Genomic DNA, 21,961 nt, shown 5'->3' with positions numbered 1-21,961 from the left:
CGAACACCATCACGGGTGACGAGCAACATGGTCATCACTCCGGCACTCCGAACAAGCCGCACCGAACCCGCCGACCGCCGCCACGGCCCGGCAGGACATCAGTGACGGCGAACGGGCGGCTCGTCGCCCGCCCCGGCCGAAGCCGCTCTTGGCCCTCCCCCATGCCGAACCCCCGAACACCGCCAACACCCAGCAGCACGTCACGGGCCGCATTCGAGCCGGTCACCGCATGCCCCGTGCCCCGGCGGAACCGCGCACGACACCCCACCGTGGCGAAGCGCCGGACACCGCCGGCGACCGGCAGGACGCCACGGGCGATGGGCGGGGTGGTCATCGCTCGCCTCGGGCCCAGGCACGCGCCTCGGCCATGCGTTGCACGGCGGTCGGGTGGGAGCCGAACAGGAACTGCTCGACGGGATTGGGGTCTGGGTCGCCGAGGTTGACCAGGGAGAGCCGGCCCTGCATGGCCTCGAAGCCGGCCGGGTCGGCGGTGAGCTGCAGGGCATGCCGGTCGGCGCGCGCCTCGACGCGGCGCGACACGAACGCCTGCGCCGGGCCGGCGACCAGCCCCGCCACGGTGGCGACGGCGAGCAGCAGGGCGACCGCCCGCGGCTCCCCGATCGCGTCCACGCCCGCGCGGCGCAGCAGGGCTCCCCACGAGCCGAGCAGGTACAGCGCGCAGACGGCGGCCGCCGCGCCGAACGCGCCGAGCAGCGTGCCGGTGAGCACATCGCCGTCCTTGGCGTGGCCGAGCTCGTGCGCGACGACCGACTCGACCTCCTCCGGCGGCGCCTTCTCCAGCAGGGTGTCGAAGACGACGATGCGGCGGGTCGGGCCGAGACCGGACACGTACGCGTTGACGGCCCTGGTGCGGCGGGACGCGTCGGCGATCAGCACGTCGCGGACGGGGACGCCGTCACGCTCCGCGAGCGCCATGAGCCGGGTCCGCTGCTCCCCCTCGGGCATGGGGGTGAACTTGTTGAAGACCGGCTCGACCAGGACCGGGAAGATGAACGACAGCAGCACCGTGAGCAGGGCCGCGCCGACCGCGCCCCACACCCACCACCAGCGGGGCACGAAGTGCGTGACGGTGAAGAAGCCGACGAGCACGACCGCGCCGATCACCGCGCTGACGGCGTAGCCCTTGAGCATGTCGACCGTCCAGGCGGACCAGTCCTGAGTGGAGAGCCCATAGCGCCTGAGGATCGACTGGCGCCAGGCGGCGAGGGGCAGCGCCGCCACCTCACCGGCGAAGACGACGGCGAGCCCGCCGAGCAGCGCCCGGGCGAGCCAGTGGCCGCCGAACGGCCGGGACACCTGCTCGACGATCCACGCGCCGGCCGGGGTCAGGCCGAGCAGGAGCGCGACGACCAGGCCCAGGCCGATGGACAGATAGATGCCGGGGCGCAGCGCCGCGTGGAACGCCCGCCCCTTGGCGACGGCGTCGGCGGGCAGCGTGTCGAGCGCGGCGAGCTGGTCGGCTCGCGGCGCGGGCGGTGCCGACCAGGGCACCCGCAGCGCCGCGACCACCACGACCGCGACGAGCAACGCCGCGAGGGTGATCGCCGCCCATGCGCGAGGGGTCACGCCGCACCTCCTGGTCGGAAACTCCGCAAGCTTATGCGGCGCGGTGCCGTCTCGACCGGCGCGGTGCGGCCGGCTCGACGTGGGTGGGGTCGAGCACGGTGACCTCGAACCCGGCCCGCTCGAACACCTCGATGGCGCGGACCTCGGCCGCGCCGAGCTGGTGCAGGGCGGGTGGCGTGTCGAGCAGCAGGGTCACCACGCAGCCGCCGCAGGCGGTGCCGCGCACTGAACAGGTCTCGCAGTCGACGAGCATCGCTCCTCCTCCGTTGACCGTCTGTAGCTCCACGGTAGGCGGGGGGTATGACAAAAATGCGTTTCCGCAGGTCAGGAGCGTGAAAGTCGGCGGAGGAGGGTGTCGTTCCCCAGCGGGTACGCACCATGACGGCGCACCCCGTCGATGACCTCCTTGTCGGAGGAGATGACGACGACCGGGCGGCCGGCCGGCTCGGCCCTGACCAGGCGCCGGATCAGCTCGTCGGCGGTCTCGCCCTTCTTGGAGAACAGCACCCGCACGCCGCGCGGCGCCGGCGGCAGCCCGACGACCCGCTCGGCGCCGTCGAAGACGACGGTGACCTCGGCCCTGGTCTGGGCGACGAGACCGCCGACCCCGGCGACCAGGCGGTTGCGCTGCTGTTCGAGGGAGAGCTCCCCGTAGCCCTTCTTCGTGACGTTGTACCCGTCGACGATCATGTGCGCCTTCGGCAGGCTCAGCAGCTGGTCGAGGCGGGCGGGGTCGTCGGCGTCGAGCGCGCGGGCCGCGCCGGCGCCGGGCGCGTTGTCGGGGCGGTCGGCGTCGTGCTCGGCGACGAAGTCGGCCGGCAGCCGGTCGGTGGGGTCGAGGGCCAGCTCGCGGCGCAGGCCCACGGCGGCCTGCCCGATCGTCTCCAGCAGCAGCCAGAGGCGGGCGTCGTCGACGGCGCGGGCGTCCTTGGCGCTCTGCCGCTGTGCGCCGGCCGCGGTCTCCGCCTCAGCGAGCTTGGCGCGCATGCGGCGCAGCTCGGCGTCGTGGTCGGCGGTCGCCCGGGTGGCGCGGCCCTTCTCGCTGGCGAGCATCTCGGTCGCCTTGCGCTCCTTGGCCTGGCTCTCCCGCAGCGCCTTGCCCAGCGAGCGGACCTCCTCGCGGAGGCCGGCGGTCTCGTCGCGGAGACGGGCCAGTTCGTCGCGGAGCTTGTCGGCCTCGACCCGGGCGACGGCGCGGTCGTGCTCGGCGCGGGCGAGGCGCTGCTCGACGTCGCGGATGCGCTCGGACGTGGCGGCGTCCTCGGCCTCGGCGCGGACCGTGTCGGTGGCCCGCTCGACCAGGTCGCGCCAGCCGTCGGGCCGGGCGAGGTAGGCCAGCGCGGCGACCTCGACGGGGTCGGCGGCCGGCGGCGCGACCCCTTCCAGGATCGAGGCGCCCAGGTCACCGGCGTCATTGACGACCCTGGTCGCGAGGCGCTGGCGCAGCAGCGGGTCGCCGGACAGCTGCATCGCGATGACGGGTCCGCCGAGGCGGGCCCGTCGGTTGGGGGCGAACTTCGCGACCCGCCGCAGCGGCATCGGCAGCTCGTCGAGGGGCAGGCCGGTCATGGCGCCGGCCGCGAGGGAGATGACCCGCTGGCGGATGATCTCGGGCAGTGCGGGCTCGGCCCCGCCGTCGGAGTCCGGCAGGTCGACGTCCTCCGGCGCAGACGTCACCGCGGCCTCGTCGTCGAGGTCGTCGGGAGCATCGTGCGCGGGCATCACTCCAGTGTCGCATTGTCGACCAGATTCGCCCCGGATGGTCTCCAGGACCGGCGGCTTCCCTCGAACGGCTAAAAGCTGACATATCCTTAATTCACCCGATTGGGTACGCCAGCGAGGAGGCACCGATATGCAGCCGCCGGTACCCGAGAACGAAGCGGAGCGAATCTCGACCCTGCGAGGGCTGGCGGTCCTCGACACCCCGCCGGAGACGGACTTCGACGACATCGTCAGGATCGCGTCGGAGGTCTGCGGAGCCCCGATCTCCCTGGTCACCCTGGTCGACGCCCAGCGGCAGTGGTTCAAGGCCAAGACCGGCCTCGACGGCATCAACGAGACGCCCCGCGAGGTCGCCTTCTGTGCCCACGCGATCATGGGCCGTGACCTGATGGTCGTCCCCGACGCCACCGCGGACGCGCGGTTCGCCGACAACCCGTTCGTCAGAGCCGAGGACGGCATCCGCTTCTACGCCGGCGCCCCCCTGCTGACCAGCGAAGGCGCGGCACTGGGCACCCTGTGCGTGGTCGACCACGCGCCGCACCGGCTCAACCTGGACCAGATGCGGGCGTTGCGGGCGCTCGCCAGGCAGGTCACGGAGCTGCTCGAGCTGCGGCGCCTCGTCGACTCCCCCGCGCTCGACGGCCAGCCTGAGTCCAGGTCGGTCGACCTCACCTACCTGACCGAGGCCCGCATCCGCGAGTTGCGTCCCATCGCGGACGCCCGAAACATGGCCATCACTCTCGGTGTGACCGATGCGGCATCGGTACAGGCTGATCCCGGCCGGCTGTCGCGGGCGCTGGACTATGTGGTCTTCTCCGCGTTGAAGATCGCGCCGGCCGGAGGCAGGGTCGCGGTCCGGGTGCTGGGTTCCCCGGTACCGACGGTGGAGATCAGGCATGCGGGCGGCTCGATCGCCCCGGAGTGGCAGGCCGACCTCGACGGCACGCGGGAGGCCGACGAGCTGGTCCCGCGGGCCGTGGCGGACATCCTGCGGTCCCACGGGGCGACCGTGGCCAGGACCAACGCGGCCGTCGGTTCACCGGACGTCCGGTTCGAGCTGCGCTTCCCGCCGCACTGAGCGATTTTTTGTCACACCCTGGTCGTAGTGTGCGCGCGTGGCCGACTACCACCAGGAAACGCTCGATGCCCTGTTCGACGACCCGCGTGCGGCGACGCTGTTCGCCTCGACGTTCGTGGTCGTCGACCTGGAGACGACCGGCGGCGCACCCGACGGCGGCGGCATCACCGAGATCGGCGCGGTCAAGGTCCGCGGCGGTGAGGTCCTGGGCGAGTTCGCCACGCTGGTCAATCCCGAGGAGCGGCTGCCGGCGTTCATCACCGTCCTGACCGGCATCACCGAGGCGATGCTGGTCGAGGCGCCGACGATCGACACGGTGCTGCCGGCGTTCCTGGAGTTCGCCGCGGGTGCGGTCCTGGTGGCGCACAACGCTCCTTATGACACCGGGTTCCTCAAGGCGGCGTGCGCCAAGCACGGCTATGCGTGGCCGAAGCCGATCGTGCTGGACACCGCCGCGATCGCCCGGCGGGCCCTGGTCGCCGACGAGGTGCCCAACAACAAGCTGTCCACCCTCGCCCGGCACTTCCACGCGAGCACCCAGCCGATCCACCGGGCCCTCGACGACGCCCGCGCCACCGTCGACGTCCTGCACGGGCTGATCGCCAGGCTGGGCAGCCACAAGGTGCACACCATCGGCGACACGATCGAGTTCGTGAAGGCGGTCAGCCCGTCCCAGCGGCGCAAACGCCACCTCGCCGACGGCCTGCCCGACGCTCCGGGGGTCTACGTGTTCCGCGGGCACAAGGACCGCCCGCTCTACATCGGCACCAGCTCGTCGATCGCGACCCGGGTCCGCAGCTACTTCACCGCCGCCGAGAAGCGCGCCCGCATCGACGAGATGATCAACGCGGCGCAGCGGGTCGAGGCGATCCTCTGCGCCCACTCCCTTGAGGCCGAGGTCAGAGAGCTGCGGCTGATCGCCGCGCACAAGCCGCCGTACAACCGCCGCTCCAAGTTCCCCGAGCGGGTGATGTGGCTCAAGCTCACCGCCGAGGCCTATCCCCGGCTGTCGATCGTGCGCGAGGTGCAGCCCGACGGCGCGGCATATCTGGGGCCGTTCGGCTCCCGCCGTGCCGCCGAGCTCGCCGCCGCCGGCATCTATGACGCGCTGCCGCTGCGCCAGTGCACCCACAAGCTGTCGCTGCGCACGAAGACGCCCGCGTGCGCGCTCGCCGAGCTCGGCCGCTGCCCGGCGCCGTGCGAGCACCGCATCTCCCCCGGCGACTACGAGGCCGCGGCCGCCGAGCCGTTCCGCACCGCCACGACGGGCGACCCGGGCCCCGTCGTCCGCGGGCTCATGGCCCGCATCGAGGCGCTGTCCGCCGCCGAGCGCTTCGAGGACGCGGCCACGATCCGCACCCGGCTGATCACGTTCCTGCGCGCCGCGATCCGCATGCAACGGCTCGCCTCGCTGACCAGCCTGCCCGAGCTGATCGCCGCGCGCCCCTCCGCGAAGGGTGGCTGGGAGCTCGCGGTGGTGCGACACGGCCGGCTCGCGGCGGCCGGCGTGTCACCCCCGCGGGTACATCCACAGCCGACGCTGGATGTGGTTCTCGCCACAGCCGAGACGGTCCAGCCGGGTCACGGGCCGACGCCGCGCGCGTCGCCGGAGGAGACCGAGCGGATTCTCGCCTGGCTCGAGCGGCAGGAGACGCGGCTGGTCAAGGCCGATATGGGCTGGTCATCGCCGGCCGCTGGGGCCGGCCGGTGGCGCCCGTTCCTGGCCCGGGCGGAGGCCGCCGCGTCGGTCCGAATCGATCTGGAGGGCTAAGCACATCGGACGATCGCACATACTCAAATGACCGATCGGATGCCACGAGGGAAACTAGGCTGGAACCTACCCAAACCCAGGCCCGCCCGGCCCGTCGGTGAGGAGGTGCCGCATGGAGCCCGGTCTGCATCAGTCCGGCGCGCCCCTGGATGCTGGCCCCTCCACGGTCACCGGCGCCAGCGGGGCCAACTCCGGGTCCACGTCCGCGCACAGCGAGTTCATGTTGGACCCACTGACGCCCGGGGGCAAGCCCACCGAACCGGCGGGTTTCGTGCACCCGCTGGCGACGGGGTTCACGACCGGCGGGGCATCGCCGCCGACACCCGGCACCACGGAGGCCCACCAGCTCCTGGACGCGGTGGGCGAGGTGCTGCTCGGCCCGCGTGGGCTGCCGACCGCGTCGATCAGCGTGCCCGAGGCTCCGCCGCGACGCCGCCCTGTCCCGGGCGGCCGCCATCCGGAGCGCCAGACCCGGGACAGGGTGCAGCGGACGTACGTCGACAGGACCCCCACCGACCATGCCGGCCCCGGCCGCCGGGACCTGCCCTCCCCCGCCAGGTCTCCCCAGGACACCGCGCCGCAGGACAAGCACCCCGAAGCCACGGCGCCACAAGGCACGACCCCACAGGACAAGGCACCGCAGGACAAGGCGCCACAGGAGCGCTCGCCACAGGAGCGCTCGCCGCAGGACGGCACGTCGCAGGACCGGGCCTCGCACGACAAGGCACCGCACGACGCCACGTCACAGGACACCGCCTCGCAGGATGCCTCGTCACAGGACAGAGCCTCGCGAGACCGGTCCTCACACAGCGGGCACCCGCACGACAAGACACCGCACGGCAGCGCATCGCAGAGCAGCACGTCACAGGACGCCACGTCACAAGGCAGCGTCACGCAGGACCGGGCCGCACACAACGGGCGCCCGCACGACGGGGCACCGCACGACGAGGCACCGCAGGACAGCACGTCACAGGGCAGCGTCTCGCAGGGCCGGGAAGCTCAGAGCAACGGGCCGCAGGACGAGGCGGGACGCGGCCGGGCGGCGCGGGGTGAAGGCGCCCAGGACCCGGGGGCCCAGGACGGCGCGGCACAGGGCCGGGAGCCGGAGGCCGGGCGGTCGCGGGACGCGGTACCCCAGGACGGCGCGGCGGCGGGGCGGGGAGTTCGGGACGGCTGGTCCCAGGACGCGGCGGCGCAGGACAGTGCGGGGCAGGGCTGGGAGTCGCGGGGCGAGGGGTCCCTGGACACGACTTCGCAGCGCGAGGCGACGAAGCAGGATGGCGACGGCGGCGCGCGGGTAGGCCGGGACGCGGGGACGGTGGAGAGTCAGGCTGCGATGGTGGCCGCGCGGGGCGAGGTCGCGAGCGACGCGACGCCCGGGCAGCGGATGCCGGTGGACGGGACGAACTGGCAAGGAGCGACCGGGGGGCGGAGCGCCACGGCCGCGGGGCACGACAGAGCAGGCGGCTCCGGCCACGACAGCGGCGCCGGGGTACAGAACGAGCAGCAGACACCCGCGCCGTGGGCCGGACAGCACGGAGCGGGTGGCTCCGGGCACGACAGCGGCGCCGGGAAACGGGACTCCTCGCGGCGGGCCGGACAGCACGGCACGGGCGGCGCCGAACACGACAGGGGCGCCGGGGTACAGAACGAGCAGCAGACACCCGCGCAGTGGGCCGGACAGGGGCAGCGGGCGGGGCAGGGGCAGCAGCGGGCGGCGCAGGACCAGGGTGACGGGCGCAGGGACTGGCCGGCCAACGAGCGGCCGCCGGCGCCGCGGGGCAACCCCGGGAGTGCCGCCGGTGGGCGGGTGCGCAACGAACGGGCCGCCGGTGAGCGGGCAGGGTCGCACGCCGCCGCCGGCGATGAGCGGGATGCCGCGGGCAGGGGCACGGGCGCGGACGCGGACGGTGCCGCCGGGCAGCCGGGCGTGGACACGGGCACCCGGGACGCCACGGCCACGGACAAGGACACGGCGACCGCAGGCAAGGGCAAGGACAAAGGCAAGGACAGGGCGGCCCGCAAGGGTGGCAAGAACGCGGCGGTGAGGCGGGCGGCGCCCGTGGACGACCGGTTCGCGGCGCCGCGGGCCAGGCTCACCGCGCCGCCCACCGAGGACTCGCCGGCGGTGCCGCCGCCGCCGTCGTACTCGGCGCTGGTCGGTGGGGCGGTGCCCGGCGACCCGACGTCGACGTACTCGGCGATCATCGGGTCGCGGCTGCGGGCGATGCTGCCGTGGCAGTCGGCCGAGGACCCGATGTCCAACGTGCTGCGGTCGCATCGGACGATCCACCCGACGGGCGACGTGGCGTTGCTGCGGCGGGCGTACGCGACGGCCGAGCAGATGCACCGCGGGCAGATGCGCAAGAGCGGCGAGGCGTTCATCTCGCACCCGCTCGAGGTGACGGAGATCCTCGCCGACCTGGGGATGGACACGACGACGCTGGTGGCGTCGCTGCTGCACGACACGGTCGAGGACACGGACTACACGCTGGGCGCGCTGGAGCGGGACTTCGGCGGCGAGGTGGCGCTGCTCGTCGACGGCGTGACGAAGTTCGACAAGATGTTCTACGGCGCGGACGCCGAGGCCGAGACGATCCGCAAGATGATCGTCGCCGCCGGGCGGGACGTGCGGGTGCTCGTCATCAAGCTGGCGGACCGGCTGCACAACATGCGCACGCTCGACGCGCGGTCGATCAAGTCGCAGGTGCGGATCGCGACCGCGACGCGGGAGGTGCTGATCCCGCTGTGCGAGCGGCTCGGCATCCAGGCGCTGAAGCGGGAGCTCGAGGACTGGGTGCTGCGGGCGGTCAGCCCCGGCGGGTACGCGCTGATCGACGAGTACGTGCGGCAGCGCAAGGGCTGGGACGGCTACCTCGAACGGGTCATCGCGGCCGTCAACACGGACCTGAAGAAGTTCGGCATCGACGCGCAGGTGTCGCCGCGGCCGAGGCACCTGTACTCGATCTGGAAGGACACCGTCGACGGCAACTACGAGCACCCGCACGACATGCCGCGGGTCGTCATCATCGTCGACGGGCCCGAGACGGACTGCTACGCCGCGCTCGGCGCGGTGCACGGCAAGTGGCGGCCGGTGCCGGGGCGGTTCAAGGACTTCATCGCCACGCCGAAGGGCAACAACTACAAGTCGCTGCACACCACGGTGCTCGGGCCGGAGGGCCAGTCCCTGGAGGTGCTGATCCGCACCGAGGAGATGCACCAGGCCGCCGAGTACGGCATCGTCGCCAACTTCCGGTATCCGCACGCCGCGGCGCGCTTCGGCCCGGCGTCGAAGGCGGAGCAGCTGACCTGGCTGCGGCGGCTGCTGGACTGGGAGGCGGCGGCGTCGGACCCGTCGCAGTTCATCGCGTCGCTGCGGTGCGACCTGGCCGAGGACCAGATCCTGGTGCTCGCCGAGGGCGGCGGCCGGCCGGTGCTGCTGCCGCAGGACGCCACGCCGGTCGACCTCGCGTACATCCTCGGCGCGGACGTCGGCAACCGATGTATCGGCGCGAAGGTCAACGGCCGGCTGATCGCGGTGTCGTCGCCGCTCGCCGACGGTGACACGGTCGAGATCATCACGCGGACCGGGCAGCGCGACGAGTTCGACTTCGACGCCGACGCCCCCGCGCGCGGGCCGTCGCCGGAGTGGCTGGAGTTCGTGAAGACGCCGCACGCCCGGCTGCACATCAGCCGGTGGTTCGAGGCGCACGAGGCCCCCGCGATCACCGTCGCCAACAAGGTGCGGCTCGGCCGGCTCGCGATCGGTCTGGCGCTGCGCCGGCAGGGCCGCGGCCTGGCCAGCGACCTGCCGCTGGTGCGGCTCGCGACCCGGCTCGGCTACCCGGACCTGGAGACGCTGCTCGTCGCCGTCGCCGACCACAGCCGCACCGCGGACGAGGTGGTCGAGGAGTTGATCGCCCTGGTCGACCACTCGCCCCGGTAGGCCGCTAGCCTTTCGGAGATGGCGGTAAAACAACAACTGCGCATGGTGGCGTACCGGACGTTCTACCGTCTCCCGGCCCGCTGGAAACGCAGGATCGTGCGGACGTTCCAGCCGACGTACACGATCGGCGCTGTCATCCTGGTCCGCGACCCCGAGGCGAGCAGGATCCTGCTGCTGCGGCAGCCGCCGGGCGCGGGCTGGTCGCTGCCGGCGGGGCTGATGGACCGCGGCGAGCGCCCCGTGCAGACCGCCGCGCGCGAGCTCGCCGAGGAGACCGGGATCAAGCTGCCGCTGGAGCGGTTCCGGCCGGCGAACCCCAACGCCGTCGTGCACACCCGCGGGCAGTGGATCGACATGGTGTTCGAGGTGGACGCCGACCCGTCCGCCGACCTGGTCGTCGACGCCGCCGAGGTCCTCGAGGCCGCCTGGCACCGTCTCGACACGCTGCCGCCGCTGACCGTGTCGACGTCGCAGCTGCTCGCGCACTACGGGATCGGCCCGTACAAGGACTACCCCGAGGTGCTGACGAAGTGACCGGCATCTGCGCGGTGATCCTCGCCGCCGGTGAGGGCCGCCGGCTGCGGCCGCTGACCGAGCACCTGCCGAAGGCCCTGTGCCCCGTCGGCAACGTGGCGCTGCTCGACCGGGCGATGGCCAGGGTCGCCGCGCTCGGCATCGCCGGCCCCGCCGACCTGGCGGTCAACGCCTGCTACCTCGGGGAGCAGGTCGTCGCGCACGTCGGCGACAGGGCGCGCCTCTCCGTGGAGCCGGGCGATCCGTTCGGTACCGCGGGCGGCGTCGCGCTGCTGAAGGACTGGATCGGCGGCCGCGGCGTCCTGGTGGGCAACGCCGACGCGTACCTGGCACCGGACGAGACGTCGGAGACGTCCGAAGACGGTCCGGCCGCCGACATCGCGGAGCTGCTCGACGGCTGGGACGGCACCACCGTGCGGATGCTCGGCGTTCCCGGGCCGCCGGACGAGTTCGGGGCACACCGGTTCGCCGGGTTCTCGCTGCTGCCGTGGGACCTGGTCGAACGGCTCGACGCCGTGCCGTCCGACCTGGTGAGGACCACGTGGCGGCCCGCGGAGCGGGAAGGGCGGCTCAAGGTCGTCGAGTACCGGGGCACCTACCTGGACACCGGCACCCCCCGGGACTACGTGCGGGCGAATCTGCACGCCGTACACCACGAAACCCTGATCGGTGAGGGCGCCGTGGTGACCGGGAGCGTGGAGCAGGCCGTCATCGGCGAGGGGGCCGTCGTCGCCGGTCGGGTGATCCGCGGGGTGGTGTGGCCGGGTGGGGAGGTCCGCGCGGGCGAGACGCTGTGCGACGCGGTCCGGGTCGGCCGGGAGCTCACCGTCGCGGCGGATTAGCATGACGATGCCCACATGCTGGAAGGAGCACCGCAGGTGATCACCGCGATCGTCCTCATCGACTGCGCGACCGACTCGATCCCCGAGGTGGCCGAGAACATCGCCAACCTTCCCGGGGTCAGCGAGGTGTACTCCGTCGCCGGCAACGTCGACCTGATCGCGATGGTCCGCGTGCGGCAGTACGAGGAGATCGCCGAGGTCATCGCCGGTGGCATCTCCAAGGTGGCGGGCGTGATCGACACCGACACGCACATCGCGTTCCGCGCGTACTCGCAGCACGACCTGGAAGAGGCGTTCTCGATCGGTCTTCCGGACACGGACTAATTTCCAGCAAATTTGCCGCCCCTTGCAGCAAGCCGTGCGCCGCAGCTGTCGGCAAGCCGCAAGAAACCGGGAAAACCGCTGGTAAGGGCCCCGACAGTGCCGCAAATCGCATCGAGACCGCCTCGGTGACGCGGTAACCTCGACGCCCATGAGGATCGGCATCGTCGGAGCCACGGGTCAGGTCGGCAGCGTCATGCGCCACATCCTGGCCGAGCGTCAGTTTCCTGTAGACCAGTTGCGCCTGTTCGCGTCCGCCCGCTCCGCGGGCCGGCCGATCGACTGGCAGGACCAGCAGATCACGGTGGAGGACGCGGCGACCGCCGACTACTCCGGCCTGGACATCGTGCTGTTCTCCGCGGGCAAGGGCACGTCGAAGGAGCTGGCGCCGAAGGTGGCCGCCGCCGGTGCCGTCGTCGTCGACAACTCCTCCGCCTGGCGGATGGACCCGGACGTGCCGCTGGTCGTCGCGGAGGTCAACCCGCACGCGATCGCGAACCGCCCGAAGGGCATCATCGCCAACCCCAACTGCACCACCATGGCCGCGATGCCGGTGCTGCGCCCCCTGCACGAGGAGGCCGGCCTGGTCGCGCTCGTCGCCGCCACCTACCAGGCGGTGTCCGGCGCCGGGCTCAGCGGCGTCGCCGAGCTCGACGAGCAGGTCCGCAAGGTCGCCGACGGCGCCGCCGCGCTCGCGTTCGACGGTTCGGCCGTCGAGTTCCCGGCGCCGAAGCAGTTCGCCCGGCCGATCGCCTACAACGTGCTGCCGCTCGCGGGCTCGATCGTCGACGACGGCTCGTTCGAGACCGACGAGGAGCAGAAGCTCCGCAACGAGAGCCGCAAGATCCTCGAGATCCCCGGCCTGAAGGTGTCCGGCACCTGCGTGCGCGTGCCGGTGTTCACCGGCCACTCGCTGCAGCTCAACGCCCGGTTCGAGCGGGCGGTCTCGGTCGAGCGGGCCATCGAGCTGCTCTCGGCCGCGCCCGGCGTGGTCCTGACCGACGTGCCGACGCCGCTGCAGGCCGCCGGCGCCGACCCCAGCTTCGTCGGCCGGATCCGTGTCGACGAGACCGTCGAGCACGGCCTGGCGCTGTTCGTCTCCAACGACAACCTGCGCAAGGGCGCGGCGCTGAACGCCGTCCAGATCGCCGAGCTCCTCGTCAACTGACCAGTCAAGTGACCAGCCGTGGGGGCGGTTCGCGACAACCGCCCCCACGGCCGGCTCACACGTACCGGCCGAACCACTCCAGGATCGCGTCGAAGCGGGCGACCCGGTGCGACGGCCGGCCCGAGCGGGACAGCTCGTGCCCCTCCCCCGGGAAGAGCAGCAGCTCCACCGGCGTCCCGCGCCGCTTCAGCGCCACGAACAGCCGCTGGGCCTGCTCGACCGGGCACCGCCAGTCCTGCTCCGAGTGGATGATCAGCATCGGGATCTCGATCTTGCCGGCGTAGGTGAGCGGGCTCTGCTGCTCGAACGAGCCGCCGTCCGCACCGTAGAGCGAGTCCGCGAACAGCCAGCCGATGTCGGAGCTGCCCTGGAAGCTGTCGATCGCGTTGACGGCCCGCTCTGAGATCGCCGCCTTGAACCGGTCGCCGTGCCGGGCCGCCAGCCAGGTGGTCATGAACCCGCCGTGCGACCCGCCGAGCACGCCGACCCGGTCGCCGTCGAGGTCGTCGGCCTCCAGGGCCGCGTCCAGCAGGGCGAGCAGGTCCCTGGCCGAGACCTCGCCGACGTTGCCGCGGACCGCCCGGCCGTGCGCCTCGCCGTAGCCGGACGAGCCGCGCGGGTTGCCGTAGACGACCGCGTAGCCCGCGCCCGCGTAGACCTGCGCCTCGTCGAAGAGGCGCCACCCGTACTGGGCGAACGGCCCACCGTGGATCATCAGCAGCACCGGGTGGGGGCCGTCGCCGGCGGGCCTGACCACCCAGCCGTGGACCGGGTAGCCGTCCGGTGCGGTCGCGGTCAGCTCGACCTGCTCGAGCGCGGTGACGCCGGCGGAGAAGCCGGTGAGCCTGGTGTCGCCGGCGTAGACCTCGCCCCAGTCGGCCGGCCCGGCGATCGTCGTCACCAGCGTGCCGTCCGCGGCTTCCGAGAAGCCGGCCACCTGGCGGGGCCCGTCCACCACGATCTCGGGGGTGCCGCCGTCGTACGGGACGCGCAGCAGCTGCACGGCGCCGCGGTGCTCGTTGGTGAACAGCACGCCACGCTCGGTGGCGGCGATGTCACCGCCGGGCGAGGCGAGGGTGTACGCCTCGGCGTCCAGCAGCTGCCGGGCCGCCCCGCCCTCGACCGGCACGGACCACAGCGACTCGTTGCGGATCACCGGGTCGACGCGGCCCGCGCCGGCCAGGTTGGCGGTGAAGACGACCGACCGGCCGTCCGCCGCCCACCGGCACAGCCCGGCGCTGTACGTGGTGTCCGTCAGCACCCGGACCTCGCCGCCGCCGGCCGGCAGCACGCACACGTCGGACGCGAAGTCGTCACCCCACGTGTCGTGCCGCTCCGACACGAACGCCAGCGTCCGCCCGTCGGGGCTCCAGTCCGGGTCGCCGTGGCTGAGCTCCCCGTCGGTCAGCTGCGTCACGGTGCCGTCGAGGTCGGCCACGTACAGGTGGGCGGGCCGGTCCAGGAGGAAGCCGAGGCCGTCCACCCGGTAGAAGTACTGGGTGATCCGCCGGGGTGGCTCGCCGTCGGCGCCGATCGTCTCGCCGTCGTCGGTCTTCCCCGTGCCGTAGCGGCCGTCCTGCGGTACACGGGCGGAGAACGCCAGCCGGGCGCTGTCCGGCGACCAGGCGGGCGCGCCGGCGCCCAGCGGCAGGTCCGTGAGGCGGCGCGGCTCGCCGCCGGCCAAAGGCATGACGCACAGCTGCGGCGCGCCGTCGTGCTCGGCCTTCGGGCCGCCCGCGCGGCTCCCCGCCGCCTTCGTCGCCCGGAGGAACGCGAGCCACCGCCCGTCCGGCGAGATCCGCGGCGCGCTGTCGTGCCACCCGTGGGTGAGCTGGGTGGGTTCGGCGCCGCCGCCGGTCTTCACGAGCCAGAGCTGGGAGGTGTACGAGTCGGCGGCGAACTCCAGCCGGGACACCGGCACGACGGCGATCGTGCCGTCCGGGCTGACCGCGGGCGCACCGGGGACGCGCATTTGGGACAGATCGATTGGCTTCACGCCCCGCACAGTAGTCTGAGTCACACTTCTTACTCGCCAGTAACCTCCTACCTCTACCCTACGAATCCATGGAGTTTCTCGATCGCGGTGCCGATCGCGTCGCCCTGCACACGTATCCGGTGGACGACGCACCGACGCTCGCGGTGCTGTGGCCCGCGATGGGCGTGCCGGCCCGCTACTACCGGCACTTCGCCGCCGCGCTGAACGCCACCGGCATCGAGGTCGTGGTCGCCGACCTGCGCGGCACCGGCGACAGCACCCCGCACCCGTCGCGGGCCTCCCGCTACGGCCTCACCGAGCTCACCTCCGACGTCGAGGCCGTCCTGGACTTTCTGAAGCCCCGCCGCGCCGGCCGCCGCACCTTCCTCGTCGGCCACTCCCTCGGCGGCCAGGTCTGCGCGCTGCACCTCGCCACCCGCCACGCCGCGGGCCTCGACCCGGGCGTCGACGGCCTCGCCCTGCTCGCGGTCGGCCTGCCGTACTGGCGCCGCTACCCCGGCTTCAGGGGTGCCGGCACGCTCGCCTTCACCCAGGCGATCGCCGGCGCGTCGACCCTGCTCGGCGTCTGGCCCGGCTGGGGCTTCGGCGGCCGCCAGTCCCGCCCGGTCATCCAGGGCTGGGCGCACACCGCGCGCACCGGCCGCTATCCCGACCTGGCCGGAGTCGACGTCGAGGCGGCGCTGGCAGGTGTACGACTGCCGGTCCTGGCCGTCGACATGGAAGCCGACCAGTACACGCCCGCGCCCACCGTCGACCACCTGACCGCCAAGCTGTCCGCGGCGACGGTGGTCCGCGAGCACTACTCCGCCGCCGACGCCGGCTCCCCGATCGACCACTTCACCTGGGCCCGCCACGGCGCTCCCCTGGCCACCCGCGTCGCCACCTGGGCCACCACCGTCTGAACCACGGCCCTTCTCCGGCCTTTCTTCCGCCTCTCTTCAGCCCGACCGGCGCGCGGCCTCGCTCAGGGCCCGCGCCGTGCCGGCGGTGAGCGGGGCGCCGTGACCGAAGCAGGCGACGGCCGGCTCCAGGAGCGCCTGCTTCCTGAACGACTCGGCGGCCCGCTCCGGGTCCGCGTTGAACACCCCGAGCATGACCGTGCCGTCGGGCGTCCTGGCGATCGTGTCGCCGGCGAACCCCGCAGGCGTCTTCCATGATCCGGAAGAGTTCTTGCCGCCATGACGACCAGAAGTCTTCGGGATCATGAGGGGCCGCGCCCACGACGGACCGGACATGACGAAACCCCCAGCGCCGCGAGGGTGTTGGGGGTTTCGCGCGGTCGGGGTCAGTGGCCGCTGGTGATCTCCTCGCGGTCACGGTCCTCGGAGACCGGGCGCGGCTTGGGGGCCGGGCCCGCCTTCTCGATCGGGTAGAAGAAGCCCTTCACCGTCGGGGCCAGGGCGCCGAGGCGGTTCATCTTCTTCGGCACGACCCAGCCGGCGTAGTCGAGGCCGTGGGCGTGCGCCTCTTCCTCGGCGGGGGCGTGGCCGTTGCCCGTGGGCAGCGGCTGGTGGATCTCGACGAACTTGCCGTCGGGGAGGCGGCGGATGATGCCGGTCTCCACGCCGTGGGCGAGGACCTCGCGGTCGTGCTGCTGGAGGCCGAGCGCGATCCGGTACGCCACGTAGTACGCCGCCGGCGGGAGCACCAGGATGCCGATGCGGCCGGCCCACGTCATCGCGTTGAGGCTGATGTGGAACTTGTCCGCGAGGACGTCGTTGCCACCGGAGATCAGCAGGACCACGTAGAACGCGATGGCCATGGAGCCCAGGGCGGTCCGCAGCGGGTTGTCGCGCGGGCGCTCCAGGAGGTTGTGGACCGCCTTGTCCTTGCTGAACCTGGCCTCGATGAACGGATAGAAGATCGGCAACATCGTCAGGATGCCGGGTAGCACCACCGTCGGCCAGAAGATCGGCGGGATGGTGTAGCCGTCACCGTAGAAGAAGTCGAACCGGATCTCCCAGGCCGGGAAGAGACGGGTCGAGCCGTCGAGGAACATGACGTACCAGTCGGGCTGGCTCGCCGCCGAGACGACCGCCGCCTTGTACGGGCCGAACAGCCAGATCGGGTTGATCTGGAACAGGCCCGCGAGCGCCGCGATCATGGCGAACACGATCATGAAGAAGCCGCCGGCCTTGGCCGCGAAGCCGGGGAACATGCGGACGCCGACCACGTTGTTGTTGGTGCGGCCGGGGCCGGGCCACTGGGTGTGCTTCTGCTTCACCAGCAGGCCCATGTGCACGCTGATCAGGCCGAGCAGCGCGCCCGGGACGAGCAGCACGTGGACGATGTACAGGCGGTCGAGGATGACCTCGCCGGGGAACTCGCCGCCGAACAGCGACGTGGTCACCCAGGTGCCGACGATCGGGATGGACAGCATGATCGCGCTCGCGATGCGCAGACCGGTGCCGGACAGCGCGTCGTCGGGCAGCGAGTAGCCGCCGAAGCCCTCGAGGAAGCCCATCCAGAAGAGCAGGACGCCGACGATCCAGTTGGCCTCGCGGGGCTTGCGGAACGCGCCGGTGAAGAAGACGCGGAACATGTGCACCACGATCGCGGCCATGAACAGCAGCGCGGCCCAGTGGTGCATCTGGCGCATGAAGAGGCCGCCGCGCACGTCGAACGAGATGTGCAGCGCCGTGTTGTACGCCTGGGACATCTCCACGCCGCGCAGCGGTGCGTAGCTGCCGTCGTAGACGACCTCGCGCAGCGACGGGTCGAAGAACAGTGAGAGGAAGATGCCGCTGAGCAGCAGGACGATGAACGAGTAGAGCGCGATCTCACCCAGCAGGAAGGACCAGTGGTCCGGGAAGACCTTGTTCATCAACCGCCGCAGCGGGGTGGCCGCCTGGAACCGCTCGTCGAGGGCCTTCGCGGAGTTGGCCGGGAGGGCCCGGACATCGATCTTACGCCGTTTCATGGCCGCTCCCAGAAGGCCGGTCCGACCGGAATCTTGTAGTCCGAGGTCGCGATGAAGTACCCCTCATCGTCCACCGTGATCGGCAGCTGGGGCAAGGCGCGGCTGGCCGGACCGAAGATGGGCCGCGCATTGTCGGTGATCTGGAACTGCGACTGGTGGCACGGGCACAGCAGGCGGTTGGTCTGCTGCTCGTACAGGCTGGCGGGGCAGCCGGCGTGGGTGCAGATCTTCGAGTAGGCCACGAAGTTCTGCCACTGGGAGCCCTTGTTGACCTCTTTGACGTTCTTCAGCGTCGTCTCGGCGTCCGTCTCACGCAGGTGGATGAGCAGCGTCGGCGAGTCGGCCCACTTGTTGGTGGCACCGTGCGGGATGCCCGGGAAGACCGTGATCTGGCCGCCGACGCTGACGTCGGCGGGGCGGATCGGGGTGCCGTCCTCGTGGGTGAGGCGCACCGGCTTGCCGTCGTTGTGCTTCGGGTCCCAGCCGGTGTTGAAGAAGACGTTCTCGCCGTCCTGCGTCGGCGCCTTGATCAGCGAGCCGACCAGCAGCGCGCCCGCGACCGCGCCGAGCGGTGCCGCGCCGGCGAGGAACGCCATGCCGACGAAGCGGCGGCGCTTGAGGCCGAGCTCGTCGCCCATGTTCATGATCGTCGCGGCGGTCAGGACCTGCTCGGTGCTGTTGGACGGGCCGTCGTGCCGCTCCTGGATCGAGACCTCCTCGGGCAGGAGCTTCTTGCTCCACACGACGATGCCGAGGCCCAGGGTGAGCAGGGCCAGGCCGAGCGTCGCGCCGAGGACCGGCGTGTAGTACGGGTACAGGTTGCGGTAGGTCGAGTCGCCCTCGCCGTACTTCCACGGCCAGGCGATGTAGGCGACCACGAAGGCGGTCGACGCCAGGCCGGTGAGCAGGAACAGGAATGCCAGCAGGCGCTCGATGCGGCGCTCCGCGCGGGTGCCCGGGACCGGGAACCGCGGCGCGTAGTGCACGATCTCGACACCGTCGCGGCGGGCGCCCTCCCTGACCAGGTCGAACCTGGTCAGGGACGCGTCACTCGCGTCGAACTCGTCCTCGGACGGGTGGTGGGTGGTCATGACTTCCCTGCAATCCACAGCGTGGCGAACACGAGCGCCGCGATACCGACGAGGAAGATGACGAGACCCTCGGGCACTGGGCCGTACCGGCCGAGGTTCCAGCCGCCCGGGTCGCTCGCCTGGCTCTTGTTGAGGTTCTGGATGTAGGCGATGATCGCGGCCTTGTCGTCCGGGCTCAGCTGGTTGTTGCCGAACACGGGCATGTTCTGGGGGCCGGTCAGCATCGCCGCGTAGATGTCACGGTTGGTCGAGTGCTCCAGCGACGGGGCGAACTTGCCGGAGGACAGCGCGCCGCCGCCGGTGGAGAACGCGTGGCAGGAGGAGCAGTTGACCCGGTACAGCTCGCCACCGTGGGCGAGGATCTTGTCGTCGCCGCGGGCCTGCTTGATCTGCTCGTCGAGGCTCGCCGCGCTGGGCAGCTGCGGGCCGCCGCCGAGCTCCTGGATGTAGGCGCCCAGCTGAGCGGCCTGCTCCGGGTTGAACTGCGGGTGCTTGCGCTCGGCCTGCGCCTCCTGGCGCGCGAGCGGCATGCGGCCGGTGTTGACCTGGAACTCCACGGCGGCGGAGCCGACGCCGATGAGACTCGGTCCGCGGTCCTCCACACCCTGGGCGTTGCGGCCGTGGCAGGTGATGCAGCTGACCTCGTAGATCGCCTTGCCCTCGGCCGCCGCGTCGGACAGCTTCACGGTGTCCTCGGCGCGGCTGACGCCGGGCGCGTATGACGTGTAGAGGCCGCCGACGATCGTGAGCGCCGCGACCAGGCGCACAGCCGCCGACAACCGCCGGCGCAGCTTGCCCCGCGCCGCGCGCGCGCCACCCGGCACCAGCCGGGCAAGCGGCCGCTTGCTCTGCTCAGAAGTCATGGCCTCACCTTTGTGATCATCACCTAAGTCGTGGAGGAGAAGTGGTGGTCCCGGGAGCGTGACGCGGCCCGGACTCCTACTGCAGGAAGTAGATCATCGCGAACAGTGCGATCCACACCACGTCGACGAAGTGCCAGTAGTAGGACACGACGATCGCCGCGGTGGCCTGGGCGGGGGTGAACCGGCCCATGGTCGTGCGGATCAGATAGATGATGAAAGCGATGAGCCCGCCCGTGACGTGCAGGCCGTGGAAGCCGGTCGTCAGGTAGAACATCGAGCCGTAACCATCACCGTTGATCTTCACACCCTCGCCGGTCAGGGTGACGTACTCGTTGGCCTGGCCGAGGACGAAGATCAGGCCCATCACGAAGGTCAGCGCGAACCACCGGCGCAGGCCGTGCACGTCACCGCGCTCGGCGCGGAACACGCCGATCTGGCAGGTGATGGACGACAGCACGAGGACGGTGGTGAAGGTCAACGCGTACCAGACGTTGAGGACCTCGGTGTGCTCGTGCCACAGCTCAGGAGCCGCCGCACGGATCGAGAAATACATCGCGAACAGCGCCGCGAAGAACATCAACTCGCTGGAGAGCCACACGATCGTCCCGACACTGACCATGTTGGGCCTGGTCAGTGAGTGGATCTGGCTCTTGGCAATCGCTGGGGCCGCAGTCACGCCGTCATTATTGCCCCCCGATCATCACCGACTTTTCACGGGGTCCACCAGAGAGGGACGATTCGGCCTCCGACATAGGCTGTGCACGTGTTGCTAGCTGCAGAACCAGGGCCTCCGTCCGTCGCGGCCATCCTCGGCACGGTGCACGTGTCGTGGCTGACGCTGCTGCTGGTCGTCGCCGCCGGGGTGTACCTCGCGGGCGTGCTGAGCCTGCGCCGGCGCGGTGACGCCTGGCCGATGGCGAGGGTCGTGCTCTTCCTCGGGCCGGGCCTCGGCTCGATCGCGGCGGTCACCATGTCCGGCGTCGAGCGCTATGACACGACGCTGCTGAGCGTCCACATGATCCAGCACATGATGCTGTCGATGATCGCGCCGATCTTCCTCGCCCTCGGCGCGCCCGTGACCCTCGCGCTGCGCACGCTGCCGCCGCGGGGCCGGCGGGTGCTGCTGGCCGTGGTGCACTCGCGGGCGGCGCGGATCCTGGCGTTCCCACTGGTGGCGTTCGGCTTCTTCGTGGTGACGCCGTTCGTGCTGTATTTCACCGGCCTGTACGAGCTGACGATGCGCCACGGCTGGGTGCACGAGCTGACCCACGCCCACTTCATCGCCGTGGGCTGCCTGTTCTTCTGGCCGCTGATCGGTCTCGACCCGTTGCCGGGGCGCTGGCCGTACCCGGCGCGGGCGCTGCTGATGTTCCTGTCCACGCCGTTCCACACGGTCCTCGGGCTGACGATCATGCAGAGCAAGGAGCTGCTCGGCGGCGACTGGTATCCGTCGCTGGGCCTGACCTGGGCCGACCCGGCGCACGACCAGGTCGTCGCCGGCGGGGTCCTGTGGGCGGGCGGGGAGTTCGTCTCCGTGACGATGCTCGCCGTGCTCGTCGTGCAGTGGATGCGCCAGTCGGACCGGGAGGCGAAGCGGATCGACCGGCGCCTCGACCGCGAGGAGCGGCAGCGGCTCGAGGAGCAGGAGTGGTCCGCCCGCACCGGCATCACCATCACGGATGACGGTACGATCCCCGAGGCACCCGCCACACGAGGAGCAGCGCGCACATGACACAGCACACCGTCCTGCTGTACAGCGACGATCCCGAGGTCCGCGACCGCATGCGGCTCGCCATCGGCAGCCGTCCCGCGGCCGACCTCACGGTGAAGTTCGTCGACGCCTCCACCTACGCGGAGGTCGTCAAGCTCGTCGACGACACCGACGTGGACCTGCTGGTCCTCGACGGCGAGGCGAGCCCCGGCGGCGGTCTCGGCATCGCCCGCCAGCTCAAGGACGAGATCACCGACCCGCCGCCGGTCGTCCTGGCGATCGCCCGGGCGGCCGACCGCTGGCTGGCGTCCTACGCGCGCGTCGAGGGCACGATCATGTACCCGCTGGACCCGGTCACCACGGGCAAGACGGTGTCGGACCTCCTGCGCTCGCTCCCCGTCCAGGGCTGAG

At 71.8% G+C, this 21,961-nt stretch carries 19 protein-coding genes; 10 read left to right on the top strand and 9 right to left on the bottom strand.

The annotated features are described in order from the left end of the window. Window positions 1–330: 330 nt before the first annotated feature. The 3 genes from ACFY3L_RS11060 to ACFY3L_RS11050 all read right to left on the bottom strand — a co-directional run bounded on the left by ACFY3L_RS11060 (window position 331) and on the right by ACFY3L_RS11050 (window position 3,309). Window positions 331–1,587, bottom strand: a complete 1,257-nt coding sequence (locus ACFY3L_RS11060; RefSeq protein ID WP_389321532.1) for a M48 family metallopeptidase — start codon at window positions 1,585–1,587, stop codon at window positions 331–333. Between the two features lie 31 nt (window positions 1,588–1,618). After that, window positions 1,619–1,840: a hypothetical protein gene (locus ACFY3L_RS11055; RefSeq protein ID WP_344506273.1), complete on the bottom strand. Its 222-nt coding sequence runs from the start codon at window positions 1,838–1,840 to the stop codon at window positions 1,619–1,621. Window positions 1,841–1,911: 71 nt separating this feature from the next. Next, complete coding sequence (locus tag ACFY3L_RS11050; RefSeq protein WP_389321530.1) at window positions 1,912–3,309, bottom strand: NYN domain-containing protein; 1,398 nt, start codon at window positions 3,307–3,309, stop codon at window positions 1,912–1,914. Window positions 3,310–3,439: 130 nt separating this feature from the next. Here ACFY3L_RS11050 and ACFY3L_RS11045 point away from each other — a divergent pair, with 130 nt between their 5' ends. The 7 genes from ACFY3L_RS11045 (at window position 3,440) to ACFY3L_RS11015 (ending at window position 12,969) form a co-directional block, all read left to right on the top strand. Next, entirely contained in the window at window positions 3,440–4,387 is a 948-nt protein-coding gene (locus ACFY3L_RS11045) for a GAF domain-containing sensor histidine kinase (protein WP_389321528.1), read from the top strand. 37 nt (window positions 4,388–4,424) lie between these two features. Continuing rightward, window positions 4,425–6,158, top strand: a complete 1,734-nt coding sequence (locus ACFY3L_RS11040; protein WP_389321526.1) for a DEDD exonuclease domain-containing protein — start codon at window positions 4,425–4,427, stop codon at window positions 6,156–6,158. A gap of 2,128 nt (window positions 6,159–8,286) precedes the next feature. Next, window positions 8,287–10,104, top strand: a complete 1,818-nt coding sequence (locus ACFY3L_RS11035; protein WP_389322582.1) for a RelA/SpoT family protein — start codon at window positions 8,287–8,289, stop codon at window positions 10,102–10,104. An 18-nt stretch (window positions 10,105–10,122) separates the two neighbouring features. Further along, window positions 10,123–10,638 carry an NUDIX hydrolase gene (locus tag ACFY3L_RS11030; RefSeq protein WP_389321524.1) on the top strand — a complete coding sequence of 172 codons (516 nt, stop codon included), beginning with the start codon at window positions 10,123–10,125 and terminating at the stop codon, window positions 10,636–10,638. Further along, window positions 10,635–11,480 carry an NDP-sugar synthase gene (locus tag ACFY3L_RS11025; RefSeq protein ID WP_389321522.1) on the top strand — a complete coding sequence of 282 codons (846 nt, stop codon included), beginning with the start codon at window positions 10,635–10,637 and terminating at the stop codon, window positions 11,478–11,480. Before ACFY3L_RS11030 ends, ACFY3L_RS11025 begins: the two co-directional genes overlap by 4 nt. A gap of 36 nt (window positions 11,481–11,516) precedes the next feature. After that, window positions 11,517–11,804: an Lrp/AsnC ligand binding domain-containing protein gene (locus ACFY3L_RS11020; protein WP_344506344.1), complete on the top strand. Its 288-nt coding sequence runs from the start codon at window positions 11,517–11,519 to the stop codon at window positions 11,802–11,804. A 148-nt stretch (window positions 11,805–11,952) separates the two neighbouring features. After that, window positions 11,953–12,969, top strand: a complete 1,017-nt coding sequence (locus ACFY3L_RS11015) for an aspartate-semialdehyde dehydrogenase (RefSeq protein ID WP_389321520.1) — start codon at window positions 11,953–11,955, stop codon at window positions 12,967–12,969. A 55-nt stretch (window positions 12,970–13,024) separates the two neighbouring features. Here the strand turns inward: ACFY3L_RS11015 and ACFY3L_RS11010 are convergent, their stop codons facing one another. After that, window positions 13,025–14,965, bottom strand: coding sequence for an alpha/beta fold hydrolase (locus ACFY3L_RS11010; RefSeq protein WP_389321518.1), 1,941 nt, complete (start codon window positions 14,963–14,965; stop codon window positions 13,025–13,027). A 68-nt stretch (window positions 14,966–15,033) separates the two neighbouring features. On the opposite strand from ACFY3L_RS11010, the gene ACFY3L_RS11005 reads away from it, so the two are divergent. Then, window positions 15,034–15,867, top strand: coding sequence for an alpha/beta fold hydrolase (locus tag ACFY3L_RS11005; RefSeq protein WP_389321516.1), 834 nt, complete (start codon window positions 15,034–15,036; stop codon window positions 15,865–15,867). Between the two features lie 36 nt (window positions 15,868–15,903). Here the strand turns inward: ACFY3L_RS11005 and ACFY3L_RS11000 are convergent, their stop codons facing one another. From ACFY3L_RS11000 to ACFY3L_RS10980, 5 genes are all read right to left on the bottom strand, one after another. Next, window positions 15,904–16,200, bottom strand: a complete 297-nt coding sequence (locus ACFY3L_RS11000; RefSeq protein ID WP_389321514.1) for a hypothetical protein — start codon at window positions 16,198–16,200, stop codon at window positions 15,904–15,906. A 50-nt stretch (window positions 16,201–16,250) separates the two neighbouring features. After that, entirely contained in the window at window positions 16,251–17,885 is a 1,635-nt protein-coding gene (locus ACFY3L_RS10995; RefSeq protein WP_389321512.1) for a cytochrome bc complex cytochrome b subunit, read from the bottom strand. Next, a complete protein-coding gene (locus ACFY3L_RS10990; RefSeq protein ID WP_389321510.1) occupies window positions 17,882–18,976 on the bottom strand; it encodes a ubiquinol-cytochrome c reductase iron-sulfur subunit in 1,095 nt (364 codons plus the stop codon). The genes ACFY3L_RS10995 and ACFY3L_RS10990 overlap by 4 nt, the downstream gene beginning before the upstream one ends. Then, on the bottom strand, window positions 18,973–19,839 hold the full coding sequence (locus tag ACFY3L_RS10985) for a c-type cytochrome (protein WP_389321508.1): 867 nt from the start codon (window positions 19,837–19,839) through the stop codon (window positions 18,973–18,975). Before ACFY3L_RS10985 ends, ACFY3L_RS10990 begins: the two co-directional genes overlap by 4 nt. 76 nt (window positions 19,840–19,915) lie before the next feature. Further along, entirely contained in the window at window positions 19,916–20,515 is a 600-nt protein-coding gene (locus tag ACFY3L_RS10980; RefSeq protein ID WP_389321506.1) for a heme-copper oxidase subunit III, read from the bottom strand. A gap of 87 nt (window positions 20,516–20,602) precedes the next feature. Between ACFY3L_RS10980 and ACFY3L_RS10975 the strand changes: the two genes are divergently transcribed. Both ACFY3L_RS10975 and ACFY3L_RS10970 read left to right on the top strand, forming a co-directional pair. Further along, window positions 20,603–21,571, top strand: a complete 969-nt coding sequence (locus ACFY3L_RS10975) for a cytochrome c oxidase assembly protein (RefSeq protein ID WP_389321504.1) — start codon at window positions 20,603–20,605, stop codon at window positions 21,569–21,571. Further along, entirely contained in the window at window positions 21,568–21,960 is a 393-nt protein-coding gene (locus tag ACFY3L_RS10970; protein WP_389321502.1) for a hypothetical protein, read from the top strand. Before ACFY3L_RS10975 ends, ACFY3L_RS10970 begins: the two co-directional genes overlap by 4 nt. Window position 21,961: the final 1 nt, after the last annotated feature.

The sequence above is a fragment of the Dactylosporangium sp. NPDC000521 genome (assembly GCF_042898305.1).
Lineage (GTDB): Bacteria > Actinomycetota > Actinomycetes > Mycobacteriales > Micromonosporaceae > Dactylosporangium.
The sequence above is the reverse complement of the archived record's forward strand: the minus strand, read 5'-3'. Positions and strand labels throughout refer to the sequence as shown.